Here is a 17,990-nt window from a genome sequence, read left to right as displayed (position 1 = left end):
TGAGACGTTTCCGTAACATCCTGTTACATCTTCCCCGTAAATGTTAGCCCTGCCCTGCCGTTGAAGAGCCATACCTTTTCAATGCTGAGCAATTTATGATCACTTTTTTTCGCCGTGCAGGCCTTGGCACAAAGCTATCGCTGCTTACCGGCCTGAGTGTTGCCACACTCTTTTTGCTGTTCACTTTTCTCCTGAGTTACAACACCAGTAAAAAACTCGAAACCTTAGCTGTTGAAGATCTGCATAACCAGGCCACGGGCGTGGTGGATATGGTGCAGATGTTTAATACCAGCCTCACTGAAGAGGTGGAGAGCTATACCCGCCTGTTCACAACTTTTCTGCCCCAGCCGCTGAACATTGATTCCAGCCAGAGCCGCACCATTAACGGCCTGAACGTGCCGCTGCTAAAGGGTGGTGAGTCCGAGCTGCATGAAAACAACGCGACGCCGGATGATTTCCTTGCGCGCACGGGGGCTATCTCTACCCTGTTTGTCCGCAGCGGAAATGATTTTGTGCGCGTGGCGACTTCGCTGCGTAAAGAGAATGGCGACAGAGCGATGGGTACGGTGCTGGATGTCGCCAGTCCGGCCTATGCTGCGGTAACCAAAGGTGAGGTCTATCGCGGCCTGGCCCTGCTCTTCGGAAAGCGCTATATCACGCAGTATCAACCGGTGAAGGGTGCTGATGGGCAAGTGATCGCTATCCTCTTCGTCGGAGTCGATATCACGCACTCCTGGAACGTCATGCGCGAAAAGATCCTCAGCCGCCGCCTGGGCGAGAGTGGTCATTTCTTCGTCCTGGATCGTAGTAATGGCAAGAACCATGGCCAATATCTCTTCCATAGCACCAATGAGGGGAAATTGCCGGAGTGGGATAATGGCATCCAACAGCAACTGCTGGGCGATCAATCTGGTACCCTGGAGCGCCAGAGTGCCGATGGACGCACCCTGATTATGGCCTGGACCCCACTACCGGGCTGGAACTGGACGATTGTAGGTGAAGTGGACAAGCGCGTGCTGCTGGCCAGCGTCACGACCCTGCGTAATCAGTTTTTAATCGCCGGCGTTGTCCTTTCCGCCCTGTTCGCCCTGCTGTTCGTGATGATTATTCGCCGCTGGCTCTCGCGTCCACTTCGCGATGTAATTGGTCTGGCAGAGCAATATGCCGCCGGGGATCTGCGCGCTACGCTTCCCGCCACGCGACAGGATGAGGTCGGCCAGCTGATCGCGGCCATCAACGGCATCGGCGGCGGGTTACAAAAAATCGTACGCCAGGTAAGGGAAGCCGCAGGAGAGATCCACCAGGGCACTACTGCGCTGGCTTCTGATACCGGTGAGATCTCTGAGCAGATCAACAAGCAGGCCAGCAGCGTAGAAGAAACGTCCGCCAGCATGGAACAGCTGGCCGCCACCGTGCAGCAAAACGCCGCTAATATGGAACAGACTCAGCAACTGGTGGGTGAAACGTCACGCGCGGTGCATCAGGGCGGCGAGACCGTCAGCAACGCCGTCTCAACCATGGATGATATTCGCGACGCATCGAAACGTATCGAAGCTATCACCCACGTGATTGAGAGCATCGCCTTCCAGACCAATATCCTGGCGCTAAATGCGGCCGTAGAAGCGGCTCGTGCGGGAGAACATGGAAAAGGCTTTGCGGTTGTCGCGCAGGAAGTGCGTGCCCTGGCGGCACGCAGCGCCAACGCCGTGAAGGAGATCGAGCAGTTGATTGGCGATACGCTCAGTAAAGTGAGCGAGGGGCATGCGCTATCAGAACAGACCCGCCAGGCGATGGAGAGCATCATTACGCATATCGACAACATCAACCAGCTGGTCACCGAGATCAATCACGCCTCCCATGAGCAGTCAGCAGGGATTGGCCAGGTGAACCTGGCGATGACCCATATCGGCGAAGCATCCCATATCAACGCCGATCGCGTCTCGCGCAGCGAACAGACGGCCCAGACCCTGCGGGAAAAGGGCTCACACCTCAGCGAGCTGGTGAGTCTGTTCCGTTTGTAATTATCAGGCCACACCGCCCGTGGCGCGTAAGAGCAGGTCGTCCTGAACCTGCTCGCTGAGCAGGGAGCCACCACGGGCATCGAGCATTTCACGGCACCATGCCTGCGCGATGGGCGGCGAGGCATGGCGCAACATCTGTGCCCCTGCGCCCAGCAGGAAGATCTGCCGGGTTATCTCCCTGCCCTGCGCCTCCTGCGGTTTGCGTAGACGTTGCTGAAGCTGGCGCCAGCTACGATCGAAATGGCGATCTTGCCCTTTTACTTCAGCAAAATCGTCGGCCAGCAGATCCATGACGCCAGGCTGTTTTGCCAGCACGCGCAAAACATCCAGGCACATGATATTTCCCGACCCTTCCCAGATACTGTTAACCGGCATTTCGCGATAAATGCGCGGCAGCTCGCTCTCTTCGCAATAGCCGATACCGCCCAGCACCTCCATCGCCTCTGCCACGAAGGGAATGCCCGCCTTGCAGACGCTGAATTTTGCCGCCGGGGTAAATAACCTGGCCCACAGCGCTTCCTGCTCATCGCTGCGGCGATCCCATGCCCGTGCCAGACGGAACAATAGCGCCGTCTGCCCTTCGAGCTGCAACGCCATCCGGCTGAGTCCATCCCGCATCAGAGGCTGATTTATCAGAGTCTTGCCAAAGGTCTGGCGTTGATGGGCGTGATAGAGCGCCACCGACAGGGCGCGGCGCATCAAACCGTGACTACCCAGCGCACAATCAAAGCGAGTCAGGCCGCCCATCTTCAGGATCTGGCGAATCCCCTCACCTTCTTCTCCCAGCAGCCAGCCGGTGGCATCCAGCATTTCGGCTTCAGTGCTAGCGTTTGAACGATTACCGAGCTTCTCTTTCAGCCGTTCCAGCCGCACGTGGTTACGCAGCCCGTCGGGTAAAAAGCGCGGTACAAAAAAACAGGACAGGCCCCCTTTCGCCTGGGCTAACACCAGATGGGCATCGCTTTGCGGTACCGAGAAGAACCATTTATGACCCACCAGCCGATAGCTACCGTCGCTGCACTTTTCCGCCCGGGTAGTGTTACTCAGCACATCTGAGCCGCCCTGCTTCTCCGTCATTCCCATGCCTATCAGCAGGCCGCGCTTCTGGTTACCCGGCGCCAGATGAGGGTCGTAGCGATCGCTCATCAACGGGGTTAGCCAGTCGTGAAAGGCATGCGGCAGGCTCTGCTGCAATAGCGGCGTGGCGGCGAAGGTCATGGTGATGGGGCACAGGGTCCCGGCTTCCACCTGCGCATGCAGAATAAAACGTGCCGCCCGGGCCACAAACGCGCCCCGCCGCGCGTCCTCTTCCCACGCCAGGTTATGCACCCGGTTGGCGCACAGCCCCTGCATGAGCAAATGCCAGGCGGGATGGAAACGCACATCATCCAGCCGTGCCCCGGTGGCGTCGTAGCGGAGCAGTTCCGGTGGATTGGCGTTAGCCAGCCTCCCTAGCTCCAGCGACTCTGCCGTGCCCAGCTGCTGGCCGATACTGGCGAGCAGTTCCCCATCCCACTCCGCCCCCTCCCGGTTCACCGCCTCGCACAGGGCGCGATCTGAAAGAAACAGGTTGCTATTACTCAGCGGCGAAGGCTGATTAAAAACGGTATGCGTCTGCCAGTGCATTGTGTCTCCCTCCTTCAATGGCAAGTGAGGCTAAGTATGGACAGAGCTGGCCGCGGCTGCATGGGAGGAGGGTCACAAGGCAAGGAGATCGTTGAAATCATTCGTGAATCAGCTCACATAACGTACGAATAAACTATTTCAATCCGCGATTTATATAGAATAATTTATTCCCACCTTCCAGAAGAGAGTGATTATGCACGCTTCACAACATACGCCGGACGCACATAAACGTGCATTGATTGCCGGTTCTATTGGCAATTTTATCGAATGGTACGAATTCGCGGTCTATGGTTTCCTGGCGACGGTCATCGCGAAAAACTTCTTTCAACTGGAGGGGGAAAGCGGGCTGACGAGCCTAATCCTTACCTATGCCTCTTTTGCCATCGCCTTTTTCTTCCGTCCGCTGGGCGCGGTGGTTTTTGGACGCCTTGGCGATCGTATCGGGCGTAAACCTACGCTGATTATCGTTTTAATTATGATGACCCTGGCGACGGCGGCCATCGGCCTGGTGCCGGTATATGCCAGTATCGGCATTGCCGCACCGCTGATCATTACCGGGCTGCGCATTCTGCAAGGGCTGTTTGCGGGTGGCGAATATGGCGGCGCGGTGTCGCTGATGACCGAGTTTGCCCCTCGTGGCAAGCGTGGGCTGTACGGTGCCTGGCAGTCGTTTACCGTTGCGCTGGGTCTGCTGGCGGGGGCCGGTATTGTGGCGCTGCTGTCGGCGCTACTTACGCCCGAGGCGTTGTACGACTGGGGCTGGCGGATTCCGTTCTTTATCGCCCTGCCGCTGGGTGCCGTCGCGTTATGGCTGCGGGTCAGCATGGAAGAGACGCCAAGCTTTGTGAAGCAGCAGGCGCAGGCGGAGGTTCAGCAGGCTGAAACCGGCGCCACGCTAAAAGCCATTGTCATGGGGATTGGTCGTGTGATGGTCTGGTCGGCGGCGGGATATACCTATCTGGTGATTATGCCCGCTTATCTGCAGTCCGCTCTGCATACGGGCTTTAACCAGGCGCTGTTGATTGCGGTGATTTCGAATATTGGCTTTGCCCTGACCATTATCCCGGCTGGGATGCTGAGCGACCGGGTTGGCCGCCGGACGGTAATGGTGGTTGCCACCGTGCTGTTACTGCTTCTCGCCCTGCCACTACTGAAGATTTTGCAGGCGGAGTCCAGCACGCTGGTGGTGAAAGCTCTCGTGGTGCTGATTGCGGGCGGCCTGGTGGGCATGCTGGCAGGACCGGGGCCGGCCATGCTCTCTGAGATGTTCCCGACCCGCGTTCGTTATACGGGGCTGGGCCTGGCCTACTCGCTGTCGAATGCGATTTTTTCGGGCTGCGCCGGGTTGATCATTACCGGGCTGATTAAAGAGACGGGGAACCTGGATATTCCGGCTTACTACGTGATGGCAACGGCGGTGGTGAGTATCGCGGCTCTTATGACGCTCAGGAAGGATGACCATTTACGGTCGCTGGAGGAGTGAGGTGAGCACCGTCTGATGCCCTCCCGCCCTTACAGGGAGAGGAAGAAAACACGCAAGGCCGTCCCCTGGACGGCCTTGCTGTTTATTACCCGCGTTGACGTACCGCTTCAAACAGGCAGATGCCCGTCGCAACGGAGACGTTCAGTGACGACACGCTACCCGCCATCGGAATGCTGATCAGCTCATCGCAATGCTCGCGCGTTAAACGGCGCATGCCTTCCCCTTCTGCACCCATCACCAGCGCCAGACGGCCCGTCATTTTGCTCTGATAGAGCGTATGGTCGGCTTCACCGGCAGTGCCCACGATCCAGATGTTCTCTTCCTGCAGCAGACGCATGGTGCGTGCAAGGTTGGTTACGCGGATCAGCGGCACATTCTCAGCCGCGCCACAGGCTACTTTCTTGGCCGTGGCGTTCAACTGTGCTGAACGATCTTTGGGAACGATCACCGCATGCACGCCCGCCGCATCGGCACTACGCAGGCAAGCGCCCAGGTTATGGGGATCGGTTACGCCATCGAGGATCAGGAAGAACGGATTATCCAGTTCGGCGATCAGATCCGGCAGATCGTTCTCCTGATACTGCCGACCCGGTTTCACGCGGGCGATAATGCCCTGATGCACCGCACCCTCGCTTTTCTCATCCAGGAACTGACGGTTCGCCAGCTGGATCACCACGCCCTGTGCTTCCAGGGCATGAATCAGCGGCATCAGACGTTTATCTTCACGTCCTTTCAGAATAAAAACTTCCTGAAAACGCTCCGGTGCGCGCTCCAGCAGGGCTTGCACCGCGTGGATGCCGTAAATCATTTCACTCATTGATGGTTCTCGTAATGTACATTTCCCCTCTCCGCAGAGGGAGAGGGTCAGGATGAGGGGAATATTACTCCGCCTGCTTTTTCTTCGCTGCGCGCTTCGCTTTGGTCGCAGCAGCTATTTTCTGCGTCTTCGCGGAAGGCTTCTTCTCTGAACGCGCCTCTTTCTTTGCCGCTTTTGGCTTCTGTTTTTTCTCACCACGGAAGGCACTATCAGGCTCGAAGTTCACACGCTTACCGGCCTGACGGCGTTTACCGCCTGCTTTGCCATTTCCGCCTTTTTTCGCCTTCTCACGCTCGGTTTTACCCACATTGCGTGGCGCGCGTTCGCTGGAGATCAAGCTGAAGTCGATTTTACGCTCGTCCATATTAACGGCTTCAACTTTCACTTCAACGCGATCGCCAAGGCGATAGGTCTGGCCGCCGGATTCGCCAATCAAACGCTGGCCTACCTGATCGAAACGGTAGTAGTCATTGTCCAGACTGGAGACATGCACCAGGCCATCAATGAACAGCTCATCCAGTCGGACAAAGAAGCCAAAGCCAGTCACGCTGGCAATTACCCCTTTAAAGACGTTGCCCACCTGATCCAGCATGAAATCACATTTCAGCCAGTCAGAGACCTCACGGGTCGCTTCATCGGCACGGCGCTCCGTCATAGAACAGTGCTGCCCAAGCTGCAGCATCTCTTCCAGGGAATAGTGATAGCCACCGGTTTCAGTGGTCTTGCCTTTGTGACCCTGCTCCTGCGCCAGCAGATACTTAATGGCGCGGTGTAGCGAAAGATCCGGATAACGGCGAATCGGCGAGGTGAAGTGCGCATATGACTGCAGCGCCAGGCCGAAGTGTCCCCGGTTTTCTGGGTCGTAGATCGCCTGTTTCATCGAGCGCAGCAGCATGGTTTGCAGCATCTCGGCATCCGGACGATCGCTGATGGATTCAAGCAGTTCCGCATAATCGCGCGGCTCTGGCTTATTGCCGCCCGGCAGTTCAAGACCCAGCTCTGCCAGCACGGTACGGAAGGAGGTGATCGCTTCCGTCGTTGGCTTATCATGAATTCGGAACAGCGCAGGCTCTTTCGCTTTTTCAACAAAACGTGCAGCCGAGATGTTAGCGAGGATCATGCACTCTTCAATCAGTTTGTGCGCATCGTTACGCTGAGTCTGCTCAATACGCTCGATACGGCGCTCAGCATTGAAGATGAATTTAGCTTCTTCACTTTCAAATGAGATACCGCCGCGCTCTTCACGAGCCTGATCCAGGGTTTTATAGAGGTTATGAAGCTCTTCAATATGCTTCACCAGCGGCGCGTACTGCTGGCGCAGCTCCTGGTCGCCCTGCAGCATATGCCAGACCTTGGTGTAGGTCAGACGTGAGTGTGAGCTCATCACCGCTTCGTAGAATTTGTAGCCTGTCAGGCGCCCCTTCGTGGAGATGGTCATCTCACAGACCATGCACAGACGGTCAACCTGCGGGTTCAGCGAGCAGAGACCGTTTGAGAGGACTTCCGGCAGCATCGGGACCACTTGCGACGGGAAATAGACCGACGTACCGCGGCCACGCGCTTCGTTATCCAGTGGCGTATTCGGCCGGACGTAGTAGCTTACGTCCGCGATAGCGACCCATAAACGCCAGCCGCCACCCCGTTTTTTCTCACAGTAGACGGCATCATCGAAGTCGCGGGCATCTTCACCATCGATAGTGACTAGCGGCAGATCGCGCAGATCGACGCGTCCAGCCTTGGCCTCTTCTGGCACCTGTTCTTTCAGATCTTTAATCTGCTCTTCAACGGCGGTTGGCCAGACGTAAGGGATCTCATGGGTGCGCAGCGCCATATCAACGGCCATGCCGGTACCCATGTTATCGCCCAGCACTTCAACAATTTTACCTACCGCTTTGGTACGGCGGGTTGGACGCTGGGTAAGTTCAACCACCACCACAAAGCCCATGCGCGCGCCCATCACCTCTTCCGGCGGGATCAGAATGTCAAAGCTCAGGCGGCTGTCATCGGGTACGACAAAGCCCACGCCCGCATCGGTAAAGTAACGGCCTACGATCTGACTGGTTTTTGGTACCAGCACGCGCACTACGCGCGCTTCCCGGCGGCCTTTACGGTCTGCACCCAGCGGTTGCGCCAGGATTTGATCGCCATGAATACACATCTTCATCTGTTCAGATGAGAGATAGAGATCATCTTTGCGGCCTTCAACGCGCAAAAACCCGAAGCCGTCGCGGTGGCCAATCACCACCCCTTTCAGCAGATCGAGACGTTCAGGCAGTGCGTAGCACTGGCGCCGCGTAAAGACCAGTTGCCCGTCACGCTCCATGGCGCGCAGGCGGCGGCGAAGAGCCTCTATTTGCTCTTCACCTTCAATATTGAGTTCAACGGCAAGTTCTTCACGATTGGCGGGTTTTTCGCGTTTAGTTAAGTGTTCAATGATGAACTCGCGGCTGGGGATAGGATTCGCGTATTTTTCGGCTTCGCGTTCCTGGAAAGGATCTTGTGACATTTCGGTTCCTCCGTTGTCATCTCCGGTGGATATTCTCTTCATTCCACCAGCAATAATTTATAAAGCGGTTGATTCTCTTCAACCAAATCGGCCAGCGTGTAGTTATCCAGTTCCTTGAGAAAACTTTGCACGGCCGTAGAAAGCGCCTGTTTCAGGCGACAAGCGGGTGTGATATGGCAGAACGCGCTGCTGCAGTTCACCAGCGACAAGGGCTCCAGCTCTCGTACCACATCCCCAACACGAATACTCTGTGCCGGTTTGCCGAGGCGGATCCCGCCATTTTTCCCGCGGACGGCAGCAACGTATCCGGCACGGCTAAGTTGATTGATTATTTTGACCATATGATTACGGGACACGCCGTAGACCTCTGTCACCTCAGAGATACTGGTCATCTGTCCTTCGGGTAATGACGCCATATAGATCAGCGCACGTAATCCGTAATCGGTGAAACTTGTTAACTGCACATCAACCTCAGGAAAAGGGCAAAACGCGGTATAACCGCAGAGATATTCACTATTGATGATAAACCAGCCAGATGGTAAGCGGCTAATTTATTTAAACTGAAGCGGGGTGAAAAGCGGGAAAGAGAGGACAAAAACCGGGGTTGCAAGCCTGCAGGTTACCCAACAGGCTTGCAGAAACGCGTCTTATGCGTCGAACGGATCGCGCAGAATCATCGTTTCACTACGATCCGGGCCGGTAGAGATAATATCGATCGGCACTTCGGTCAGTTCTTCAATACGCTTGATGTAGTCCAGCGCTGCCTGTGGCAGGCCGCTACGCTCTTTCACGCCGAAGGTGGTTTCGGACCAGCCCGGCATGGTTTCGTAAATTGGCTCAATGCCTTCCCAGTCATCTGCAGCCAGCGGCGTGGTGGTCACTTCGCGGCCATCTGGCATGCGGTAGCCCACACAGATTTTAACCTCTTTCAGGCCGTCCAGGACGTCCAGTTTGGTCAGGCAGAAGCCAGACAGGGAGTTGATCTGTACTGCACGACGCACTGCAACAGCGTCCAGCCAGCCGGTACGACGACGACGACCAGTGGTCGCGCCAAACTCGTTACCCTGCTTGCAAAGGAACTCGCCGGTTTCATCAAACAGCTCGGTCGGGAACGGACCTGCACCCACGCGAGTGGAGTAAGCTTTGATGATCCCCAGAACGTAATCCACATAACGCGGACCCAGGCCAGAACCGGTCGCCACGCCACCTGCGGTGGTGTTAGAGGAGGTGACGTACGGATAGGTACCGTGGTCGATATCCAGCAGCGTACCCTGTGCGCCTTCGAACATCACGAAGTCGCCACGTTTACGCGCCTGATCCAGCAGATCGGAGACATCAACAACCATACCGGTCAGGATGTCGGCAATCGCCATCACGTCGTCGAGCACTTTCTGGTAGTCAACGGCGTCAGCTTTATAGAAATTCACCAGCTGGAAGTTGTGATATTCCATCACCTCTTTCAGCTTTTCAGCGAAGGTGGCTTTGTCGAACAGGTCGCCAACGCGCAGACCGCGACGGGCTACTTTGTCTTCGTAGGCTGGGCCGATACCACGACCAGTAGTACCAATCGCTTTCGCACCACGTGCTTTCTCACGTGCCACATCCAGCGCGACATGATAGTCGAGGATCAGCGGACATGCTTCAGAGAGGAGAAGGCGCTCACGCACCGGGATACCACGGTCTTCCAGGCCTTTCATCTCTTTCATCAGGGCAGCAGGAGACAGCACAACACCGTTACCGATGATGCTGGTCACATTGTCACGAAGAATGCCTGATGGAATAAGATGGAGGACGGTTTTTTCACCGTTGATTACGAGAGTATGACCTGCGTTGTGACCGCCCTGGTAGCGTACAACATATTTAGCGCGTTCAGTCAGGAGATCAACGATCTTCCCTTTACCTTCGTCACCCCATTGGGTGCCCAGTACGACGACGTTGTTACCCATTTTTCAAAATCACCGTTTGCTTAAAAATGGATTCTACCATCGGTTTTGTTGATGTTCAGCTTTTTTTGTATACAAATTTCGGCGATATGGGCCGATTTGCAGAGAGTTAAACGATTACCTCAATATGTTGTGTAATCAGCTGGCTTTGATCACTAGTCAGACTCAGGCGCATCGTATTGTCCTGCATCTCTGTACGGCTATTTCATCTGTGACCGCCGGAATATGTGATTCAAGATGTGAAATAAAATTCATAATCTCATCGTATTGCTGGATATTTTAAAAGTTGTCACCATCCCTCATGCGCAACCGGAGGGTCGCGTAATAACAACATAATTAGGATGATTATCATGAAAGAATTAACCTTAATTGAGCTCGAACTCGTTAGCGGCGCAGGCTGGCTGCAGGATGGTCTGGCAACGCTGGGCGGGCAATTTGGCACCGCATTGTGGTCAACGGCCAGCGATATGCTCAATGTTGATCTGCCGCTGATCGGTAGAGTCAATCTGGGTATTTTTGCGCCGGATCTGGGTACAGAAGTGGGAACGTCTCTGGGTTCAACCATTGGCGGTTTTATCGAAACTTCGTTGTCTGCACTGCCTAAAACAGGTTCTTTCTTCACTAAGCTCTTCAGAGCTAACGTTAGCCCTACCGCTTAAGATTTAACCTTAAGCAAAAATGGCGCCTCAATGAGGCGCCATTTTTATTTCATCTGCTGCTGAACCTGTTAGTTTGCAGCCGGTGATTTCATATACCGGAAGAAATCGCTATCCGGGCTCAGAACCATAACGTCCTGGTTGCTCTTAAAGCTGTTTTCGTAAGCACGCAGGCTACGGATAAAGGCGTAGAAGTCTGGATCCTGACTAAACGCATCCGCAAACAGCTTCGCCGCTTCGGCATCGCCTTCACCGCGCTGAATACGGCCCTGACGTTCTGCTTCAGCCAGGGTTTTGGTGACTTCATAGTCTGCGGCTGCGCGCAGCTTTTCAGCCTCTTCCTGACCCTGTGAACGGTGACGACGGGCGACCGCTTCACGCTCAGCACGCATACGGTTGTAGATAGCCTCAGAGACTTCGGTCGGCAGGTTGATCTGCTTAATACGCACATCCACCACCTCGATACCCAGCGCAGCCATACTGTTCGGGTTGATCACCGGCACATTGCCGTTGGTTTCAGCCTGAACGCGCTCAGCGGCTTTGGCAATCGCGTCATCCGCCGCCGGGGTTTCTACTTCATCTTCGGTGCCTGCAGAGCCGGAGTTCAGCGCATCGCGCACTTCCGAGGTCAAACGACCACGGGAGTCAGTCACGATGTCTTTCACATCCAGACGACCAATCTCAGAACGCAGACGGTCAGAGAACTTACGTTTCAGCAGCACTTCCGCCTGGGAGACGTCGCCGCCGCCGGTGGCCAGGAAGTAACGACTGAAGTCGCTAATACGCCATTTGATATAGGAATCAACGATCAGGTCTTTTTTCTCTTTCGTCACGAAGCGATCGGCCTGGTTATCCATGGTCTGGATACGCGCATCAAGCGTCTTAACGGACTGAATGAAAGGCACCTTGAAGTGCAGACCTGGCTCATAGATCAGCGGCTTTTTGTCGCCGTCGCGCACAACGCTGCTGAACTGGAACTTGATCCCACGCTCGCCCTCTTTCACGACGAAGATAGAGGTATAAAGCACGACCAGCACGATGACAATGATCGCAATAACTGACTTACGCATCGTTATTCCCCCTGACGCTGGTAGTCGTTACGCTGCGCGTTAGCGCGGCGTTGGTCCATGATGTCACCCTCGTTCGTAGAGGTTGTATTCGCACTGGAATTGCCTGATGACGACGGTGGCAGACGTAGCATGCTGTTTGCACCGCTATTGCTATCTTTCGCCGCAGGTGCGTTACCGCCCTTCAGCATCTGATCCAGCGGCAGAACCATCAGGTTGCCACCTTTGTTATCATTAACCAGCACTTTACGGGTATGGCTCAGCACTTTCTCCATGGTCTCAATATAGAGACGCTCACGGGTAATTTCCGGTGCAGCTTTATACTCCGGCAGAATCTTCGCGAAACGAGCCACTTCACCCTGAGCTTCAAGGATGGTCTGGGTCTTGTACGCGCGAGCCTCTTCCAGAATACGCTGTGCCTGGCCGTTAGCACGCGGCTGAACTTCGTTGGTGTACGCTTCAGCTTCACGGATGTACTGTTGTTCGTTTTCACGAGCGGCAATCGCATCGTCAAACGCCGCTTTCACCTCTTCCGGCGGACGGGCAGCCTGGAAGTTGACGTCCAGCAGGGTGATACCCATGTTGTAAGGACGGATGGTCTCTTCCAGCTCACGCTGGGTATCGCTACGAATAACGGTACGACCTTCGGTCAGAATGCGGTCCATGGTGTATTTACCGATAACGCCACGCAGAGCGCTGTCGGTCGCCTGACGCAGACTGTCGTCGGGGCTGGTGACGCTAAACAGGTAGTTCTTCGGATCGGTCACGCGGTACTGCACGTTCATCTCAACGCGCACCACGTTTTCGTCAGACGTCAGCATCACGCCAGAGGCTGCCAGCTCACGCACCGATTCAACGTTCACCGCAGTGACGTTATCAATAAAGGTGGGTTTCCAGTTCAGGCCCGGCTCAACCAGATGGCTGAACTTACCAAAACGGGTAACCACGCCACGCTCCGCTTCTTTAATGGTGTAGAACCCGCTGGCTGCCCAGATGATTACCGCAGCGGCGGCAACAATCCCGACCACACGGCCACCCATATGAGGACGCGGCCCCTGACCAGTACCGCCGCCAGTGCCTTTACCGCCGCCAAGACCACCGAGCTTTTTGCTCAGCTTGCGGAAGATATCATCCAGATCCGGCGGCCCCTGCTCGCGACCACCTTTGTTGCCATTTCCCCCAGAGTTGCCGCCTTGATTATTGCTGCTTCCCCACGGGTCGCGGTCTTGTCCGTTATTACCGGGCTGATTCCACGCCATGTATATGCTCCATATTTGTTATGCAAGGGCGAATTTTTTCAGGCCTTGTGTAAACCTTTTCTGGTCAGACGACGTAGTCCACCAGCGCAGGTTCTTGTTTGCAGAGGCGACGCCAGTCAACGATCGGCATACGCACCTGCATCCCCACGCTGCCGTCATCCTCCATCCACTCTTTTTCTATCGCCTGAAGCTGATAAAAACGGCTGCGCAGTCGGCCTTCCTGTGGTGGGAGGCGCAGCGTATGCTGAGCCACCTCACCGGAGAGACGTTCTGTTAAAGCCTGGAAAAGCAGTGGCACACCAACACCGGTCTGGGCAGAAAGCCAGACCCGAATCGGCTTATTCTCTTCATCACGGTCAATACGGGGCTCGAAGTCATCCAGCATGTCGATCTTATTCATCACCAGCAGCGATGGGATCTCATGCGCGTCTATCTCTTCAAGCACGGTATTAACTGCATCGATGTTTTCCTGCACGCGGACATCCGCGCCATCAATTATGTGCAGTAGCAGGGTCGCCTGACGCGTCTCCTGCAGGGTGGCTTTAAACGCCGCCACCAGGTCGTGTGGCAAGTGACGGATAAACCCTACGGTATCCGCCAGTACGGTTTCCCCCACATCCGCCACGTTAATGCGGCGCAGCGTTGGGTCCAGGGTCGCAAAAAGTTGGTCTGCGGCGTAAACCTGGGCCTCGGTGATCTGGTTAAACAGGGTGGATTTACCGGCGTTGGTATAACCGACAAGCGAAACCGTTGGGATATCGGCTTTCATTCGGGAACGTCGCCCCTGCTCACGCTGCTTCTCGACTCTTTCCAGCCGTGAGAGGATCTGGGTTATACGGCCACGCAGTAAGCGACGGTCGGTTTCGAGCTGGGTTTCACCCGGGCCACGCAAACCGATCCCGCCTTTCTGTCTTTCAAGGTGTGTCCAGCCGCGCACCAGACGCGTGGCCAGGTGGCGCAACTGCGCCAGCTCAACCTGCAATTTCCCTTCATGGGTACGTGCACGTTGGGCAAAGATGTCTAAAATCAAACCCGTACGGTCGATAACACGGCATTCGCACAGGCGCTCCAGGTTACGTTCCTGGGCTGGGGTCAGGGCGTGATCAAAAAGCACGACTGAAGCACCAGTCGCTTTTACGGCATCCGCAATCTCAACTGCTTTACCTTCACCAACAAAATACTTTGGGTGCGGCGCTTTACGGCTACCGGTAATCACCTGCATTGCTTCGACACCGGCGGAAGAGACCAGAGATTCAAACTCCTGGAGATCTTCCATATCTTTGTCTTGCGAAAAATAGATGTGTACCAGCACCGCCTGCTCACCGGCATCATAACGGTCAAACAAGCGTAAACCCCTTAAAAAAGATCAGCGGGGAACACAGAAAACCTGGCTCCCCGACGTGGAAAAAACAGCCAGAAACCTTATTCGGTCTCTTCACTGTCCTGCGCAGGCGCTGAAGAACCCTGCGCGTTGCTGCCATGATGGTAGTTACTGGAACCGCCGCCTGCGTTATTGCTGTGATGAGATACCGGACGAGACGGAACAACAGTAGAAATCGCGTGCTTATAGACCATCTGGCTGACCGTGTTTTTCAACAGGATCACGAACTGATCGAAAGACTCAATCTGACCTTGCAGCTTAATACCATTCACCAAATAAATAGAAACTGGAACACGTTCACGACGCAGTGCGTTCAGGAACGGGTCTTGTAAAGATTGCCCCTTAGCCATTCTATCTTTTCCTTATATGCTTGTTTTGTACTTAGAATCTTGCGACTCTGAAAAATTGCGCACGATACGTCTCAATTGTACACATTCAGTCCGTGATAGCACCAACAACCTGTAATACTTCGTTGAACGCTTGTTGCGGTTTTTCACTGTCTAACCAATGAACACCTTCCCAACCGCGCAACCAGGTGATCTGGCGCTTCGCTAACTGTCTCGTGGCGCAAACACCTCGATAAACCATTTCATCATGAGATATTTCGCCTTCAATGTATGACCACATCTGGCGATAACCGACACAACGAATGGAAGGCATGTCCGTATGCAAATCTCCACGGGCAAAAAGCGCCCGCACTTCTGCTTCAAAACCTGAAGCTAACATCTGATGAAAACGCTGCTCAATTCGCTGATGGAGCAGTTCACGGCTCGCCGGGGCGATGGCGAACTGATGCACCTGATACGGCAGAGCCTCTCCTGACGTTTGCGTCAGTTCCGTTAAAGTTTTACCCGAAATGAAAAAAACTTCCAGTGCCCGGGAAAGCCTTTGCGGATCATTTGGATGAATACGTGCCGCAGCAACCGGATCGATCTGTTCCAGTTGTTGGTGCAACGCGCCCCATCCCTGCTCTGCTGCCTGCTGCTCAATCTTTGCTCTTACCGCCGGGTCTGCCGACGGCAATGGCGATAACCCTTCAAGTAACGCCTTGAAATAGAGCATAGTTCCGCCCACCAGAAGCGGAATGCGCCCCGCCTCGGTGATCCTGGCCATCTCTGCCAGCGCATCGCGGCGGAAATCTGCCGCCGAGTACGCCAGGGCCGGGTCAAGAATATCTAATAAACGGTGTGGAGCCGCGCGCAGCTCCTCGGCGCTGGGCTTTGCCGTGCCGATATCCATCCCTTTGTAGATGAGGGCGGAATCCACGCTGATCAACTCTACTGGCAAAACTTTACGTAGCTCAATGGCTAACGCCGTTTTGCCCGAGGCCGTAGGCCCCATCAAAAAAATCGCCTTAGGCAGGCCAGTCTTACTTACATCACTCATCTTTCAGGGCGTTCTTCGCCGATTGTAAATCAACAGGTTGTAATAAACCGCCCGGCGGCGCTTTCACCAGATGCGGGCAGAGGCGTTCTACCTCCGCCAGCACGGTGATGGCCTGCGCCATACTCCACACAGGATGATCGCTGGCCAGATGGCGTGCGATCCACTGTGCCGTATTGGCTGCATCAAAGGTCGTTTGCTGCGCCAGGTAGCCTATCAGTTCAGGAATCAAGTTTTGTAAATTTTGTTGGCGTAAGGGTAAAGGCACCGCGCGAAGGGTCACATGCTGGGCCTCTACTGCCGTTTCTATGCCCATTTCTGCCAACAGGGGCTGGAAACGCTGTAATACCCGGGTTTCTTCCGGGGTTATCTTTAACCGCACCGGGATTAATAGCGGTTGCGCACAGGCGCGATGTTCGCCAGGGGTTAACTGCGTCTGTTTCAGCCAGCGCTCCGCCACCGGCAGTGCCAGCAACGCCAGCTTACCGTCGCGCTCCAGAAGAGCGATATCCGGGGCGACTATCGTCAACACGCGGCCAAAACTCTGGCTATGTCCTTCCAGCGTGTCGGCCATCGGCGCGACATCGGCGCTACGTCTTTCAACCGGTGGGGTTTCCAACAGCTTGCGATAATTGGCTCCCTGCTGTTTCTGGTATCCCGTATGCGCATGCGGGTAGTTTGCTCCCGTCGCGCGCGACGCTTTGTCGCTGGCCGCATACCCCGGTGCAGATGGCGCTTTGGCCACCACCGGCTCGGCGAATTGGTTACGTCCTGCGGCGGCCCGGTTTTCAGGTATCGCACGGGGTGCAACGGGCTCGTCTGCCAACGGTAATGCAGGCTCGGCCTGTTGTTGCAGCACGCTCAATACGCCCTGATAGATAAAATCATGCACCAGCCGGGATTGATGAAAACGCACTTCATGTTTGGCGGGATGAACGTTGACGTCTACCTGATGTGGGTCGATCTCCAGATAGAGTACAAAAGCAGGCTGCTGATCGGCGCCCAGCTTGTCTTCGCAGGCCTGACGGATGGCGTGGTTGATCAGCCGGTCGCGCATCATACGGCCATTGACGTAACAGTACTGAATTTCGGCAAACGCAGCGCTGCTTACTTTAGGATCGGCCACCCAGCCGCGCAGGGTTAGATCCCCGTGCTGCCATTCGATGGCCAGAGCCTGTTCAAGGAATGGCGTACCGCAGATGGCACCAAGACGGCGCTCTTTCTGTCCGCCTTGTGCGACAGCGCGGTATTGCCGCATCACTTTACCGTTATGGCTTAGGTTGAGAGTCACGTCGAAACGTGCCAGCGCGATGCGGCGAATGACCTCATCGATATGGCTGAATTCGGTTTTTTCAGTGCGCATAAACTTGCGACGCGCCGGCGTGTTGTAAAAGAGATCTAATACTTCCAGCGTGGTACCCACCGGGTGAGCCGCAGGCTTTACCGTCACGTCCTGGTCGCGTCCTTCCGCATAGGCTTGCCAGGCTTCTTGCTGCTCAGCCGTACGTGAGGTCAGCGTTAAGCGGGAGACGGAGCTGATACTGGCCAGGGCTTCACCACGAAAACCGAGGCTGATTATGGCTTCAAGATCATCAAGCGAGGCAATTTTACTGGTGGCGTGACGCGCCAGCGCAAGCGCCAGCTCATCTTTTTTGATGCCACAGCCGTTATCGCGAATGCGGATCAGCTTGGCCCCACCGCGTTCAATATCGATATCAATGCGGGTGGCCCCCGCATCAAGGCTGTTTTCAACCAGCTCTTTCACGACCGATGCCGGACGCTCTACCACCTCGCCGGCGGCGATTTGGTTCGCAAGCTGCGGCGGCAGAACCTGAATCGGCATGAATG

At 55.4% G+C, this 17,990-nt stretch carries 14 protein-coding genes; 3 read left to right on the top strand and 11 right to left on the bottom strand.

Annotated features, from left to right (window positions below):
* Positions 1–95 precede the first annotated feature (95 nt).
* On the top strand, positions 96–2,021 hold the full coding sequence (locus B2Q93_RS19145; RefSeq protein ID WP_286934087.1) for a methyl-accepting chemotaxis protein: 1,926 nt from the start codon (positions 96–98) through the stop codon (positions 2,019–2,021).
* Between the two features lie 3 nt (positions 2,022–2,024).
* Here the strand turns inward: B2Q93_RS19145 and B2Q93_RS19140 are convergent, their stop codons facing one another.
* Positions 2,025–3,647 carry an isovaleryl-CoA dehydrogenase gene (locus B2Q93_RS19140; protein ID WP_046886393.1) on the bottom strand — a complete coding sequence of 541 codons (1,623 nt, stop codon included), beginning with the start codon at positions 3,645–3,647 and terminating at the stop codon, positions 2,025–2,027.
* Between the two features lie 193 nt (positions 3,648–3,840).
* On the opposite strand from B2Q93_RS19140, the gene B2Q93_RS19135 reads away from it, so the two are divergent.
* Positions 3,841–5,130, top strand: a complete 1,290-nt coding sequence (locus tag B2Q93_RS19135; RefSeq protein WP_212478348.1) for an MFS transporter — start codon at positions 3,841–3,843, stop codon at positions 5,128–5,130.
* A gap of 85 nt (positions 5,131–5,215) precedes the next feature.
* On the opposite strand, the gene rlmB is transcribed toward B2Q93_RS19135, so the two are convergent.
* The 4 genes from rlmB to B2Q93_RS19115 all read right to left on the bottom strand — a co-directional run bounded on the left by rlmB (position 5,216) and on the right by B2Q93_RS19115 (position 10,399).
* Positions 5,216–5,947, bottom strand: coding sequence for a 23S rRNA (guanosine(2251)-2'-O)-methyltransferase RlmB (gene rlmB, locus B2Q93_RS19130; RefSeq protein ID WP_023334255.1), 732 nt, complete (start codon positions 5,945–5,947; stop codon positions 5,216–5,218).
* 64 nt (positions 5,948–6,011) lie between these two features.
* Positions 6,012–8,453: a ribonuclease R gene (rnr, locus tag B2Q93_RS19125; RefSeq protein WP_286934086.1), complete on the bottom strand. Its 2,442-nt coding sequence runs from the start codon at positions 8,451–8,453 to the stop codon at positions 6,012–6,014.
* Between the two features lie 38 nt (positions 8,454–8,491).
* On the bottom strand, positions 8,492–8,917 hold the full coding sequence (gene nsrR, locus B2Q93_RS19120) for a nitric oxide-sensing transcriptional repressor NsrR (protein WP_040077495.1): 426 nt from the start codon (positions 8,915–8,917) through the stop codon (positions 8,492–8,494).
* A gap of 183 nt (positions 8,918–9,100) precedes the next feature.
* Entirely contained in the window at positions 9,101–10,399 is a 1,299-nt protein-coding gene (locus B2Q93_RS19115) for an adenylosuccinate synthase (RefSeq protein WP_040077496.1), read from the bottom strand.
* Between the two features lie 347 nt (positions 10,400–10,746).
* Here B2Q93_RS19115 and B2Q93_RS19110 point away from each other — a divergent pair, with 347 nt between their 5' ends.
* A complete protein-coding gene (locus B2Q93_RS19110; protein ID WP_286934084.1) occupies positions 10,747–11,055 on the top strand; it encodes a hypothetical protein in 309 nt (102 codons plus the stop codon).
* Between the two features lie 68 nt (positions 11,056–11,123).
* Here B2Q93_RS19110 and hflC read toward each other — a convergent pair whose 3' ends face one another.
* The 6 genes from hflC to mutL all read right to left on the bottom strand — a co-directional run bounded on the left by hflC (position 11,124) and on the right by mutL (position 17,985).
* On the bottom strand, positions 11,124–12,122 hold the full coding sequence (gene hflC, locus B2Q93_RS19105) for a protease modulator HflC (RefSeq protein ID WP_046886390.1): 999 nt from the start codon (positions 12,120–12,122) through the stop codon (positions 11,124–11,126).
* Positions 12,123–12,124: 2 nt separating this feature from the next.
* The gene (hflK, locus tag B2Q93_RS19100; protein WP_046886389.1) at positions 12,125–13,378 is read right to left on the bottom strand and encodes an FtsH protease activity modulator HflK; all 1,254 of its coding nucleotides are present in this window, start codon (positions 13,376–13,378) and stop codon (positions 12,125–12,127) included.
* Between the two features lie 64 nt (positions 13,379–13,442).
* A complete protein-coding gene (gene hflX, locus B2Q93_RS19095; RefSeq protein ID WP_207292860.1) occupies positions 13,443–14,723 on the bottom strand; it encodes a ribosome rescue GTPase HflX in 1,281 nt (426 codons plus the stop codon).
* A gap of 77 nt (positions 14,724–14,800) precedes the next feature.
* Positions 14,801–15,109 carry an RNA chaperone Hfq gene (gene hfq / locus B2Q93_RS19090; protein ID WP_032616179.1) on the bottom strand — a complete coding sequence of 103 codons (309 nt, stop codon included), beginning with the start codon at positions 15,107–15,109 and terminating at the stop codon, positions 14,801–14,803.
* An 85-nt stretch (positions 15,110–15,194) separates the two neighbouring features.
* Positions 15,195–16,145, bottom strand: a complete 951-nt coding sequence (gene miaA, locus B2Q93_RS19085; protein ID WP_040077501.1) for a tRNA (adenosine(37)-N6)-dimethylallyltransferase MiaA — start codon at positions 16,143–16,145, stop codon at positions 15,195–15,197.
* Complete coding sequence (mutL, locus tag B2Q93_RS19080; protein ID WP_046886388.1) at positions 16,138–17,985, bottom strand: DNA mismatch repair endonuclease MutL; 1,848 nt, start codon at positions 17,983–17,985, stop codon at positions 16,138–16,140. The genes miaA and mutL overlap by 8 nt, the downstream gene beginning before the upstream one ends.
* Between the last annotated feature and the right edge of the window lie 5 nt (positions 17,986–17,990).

It is taken from the genome of Leclercia sp. UBA5958 (assembly GCF_002430365.1).
Classification (GTDB): domain Bacteria; phylum Pseudomonadota; class Gammaproteobacteria; order Enterobacterales; family Enterobacteriaceae; genus Enterobacter; species Enterobacter pneumoniae.
Note: the sequence above shows the minus strand (reverse complement) of the source record. Positions and strands in the feature narration are given on the sequence as shown.

Bases quoted from the DNA above. Each gene is read 5' to 3' on its own strand.
- B2Q93_RS19145 (WP_286934087.1), top strand. From the start codon at position 96: ATGATCACTTTTTTTCGCCGTGCAGGCCTTGGCACAAAGCTATCGCTG.
- B2Q93_RS19140 (WP_046886393.1), bottom strand. From the start codon at position 3,647: ATGCACTGGCAGACGCATACCGTTTTTAATCAGCCTTCGCCGCTGAGT.
- B2Q93_RS19135 (WP_212478348.1), top strand. From the start codon at position 3,841: ATGCACGCTTCACAACATACGCCGGACGCACATAAACGTGCATTGATT.
- rlmB (WP_023334255.1), bottom strand. From the start codon at position 5,947: ATGAGTGAAATGATTTACGGCATCCACGCGGTGCAAGCCCTGCTGGAG.
- rnr (WP_286934086.1), bottom strand. From the start codon at position 8,453: ATGTCACAAGATCCTTTCCAGGAACGCGAAGCCGAAAAATACGCGAAT.
- B2Q93_RS19115 (WP_040077496.1), bottom strand. From the start codon at position 10,399: ATGGGTAACAACGTCGTCGTACTGGGCACCCAATGGGGTGACGAAGGT.
- B2Q93_RS19110 (WP_286934084.1), top strand. From the start codon at position 10,747: ATGAAAGAATTAACCTTAATTGAGCTCGAACTCGTTAGCGGCGCAGGC.
- hflC (WP_046886390.1), bottom strand. From the start codon at position 12,122: ATGCGTAAGTCAGTTATTGCGATCATTGTCATCGTGCTGGTCGTGCTT.
- hflK (WP_046886389.1), bottom strand. From the start codon at position 13,378: ATGGCGTGGAATCAGCCCGGTAATAACGGACAAGACCGCGACCCGTGG.
- hfq (WP_032616179.1), bottom strand. From the start codon at position 15,109: ATGGCTAAGGGGCAATCTTTACAAGACCCGTTCCTGAACGCACTGCGT.
- miaA (WP_040077501.1), bottom strand. From the start codon at position 16,145: ATGAGTGATGTAAGTAAGACTGGCCTGCCTAAGGCGATTTTTTTGATG.
- mutL (WP_046886388.1), bottom strand. From the start codon at position 17,985: ATGCCGATTCAGGTTCTGCCGCCGCAGCTTGCGAACCAAATCGCCGCC.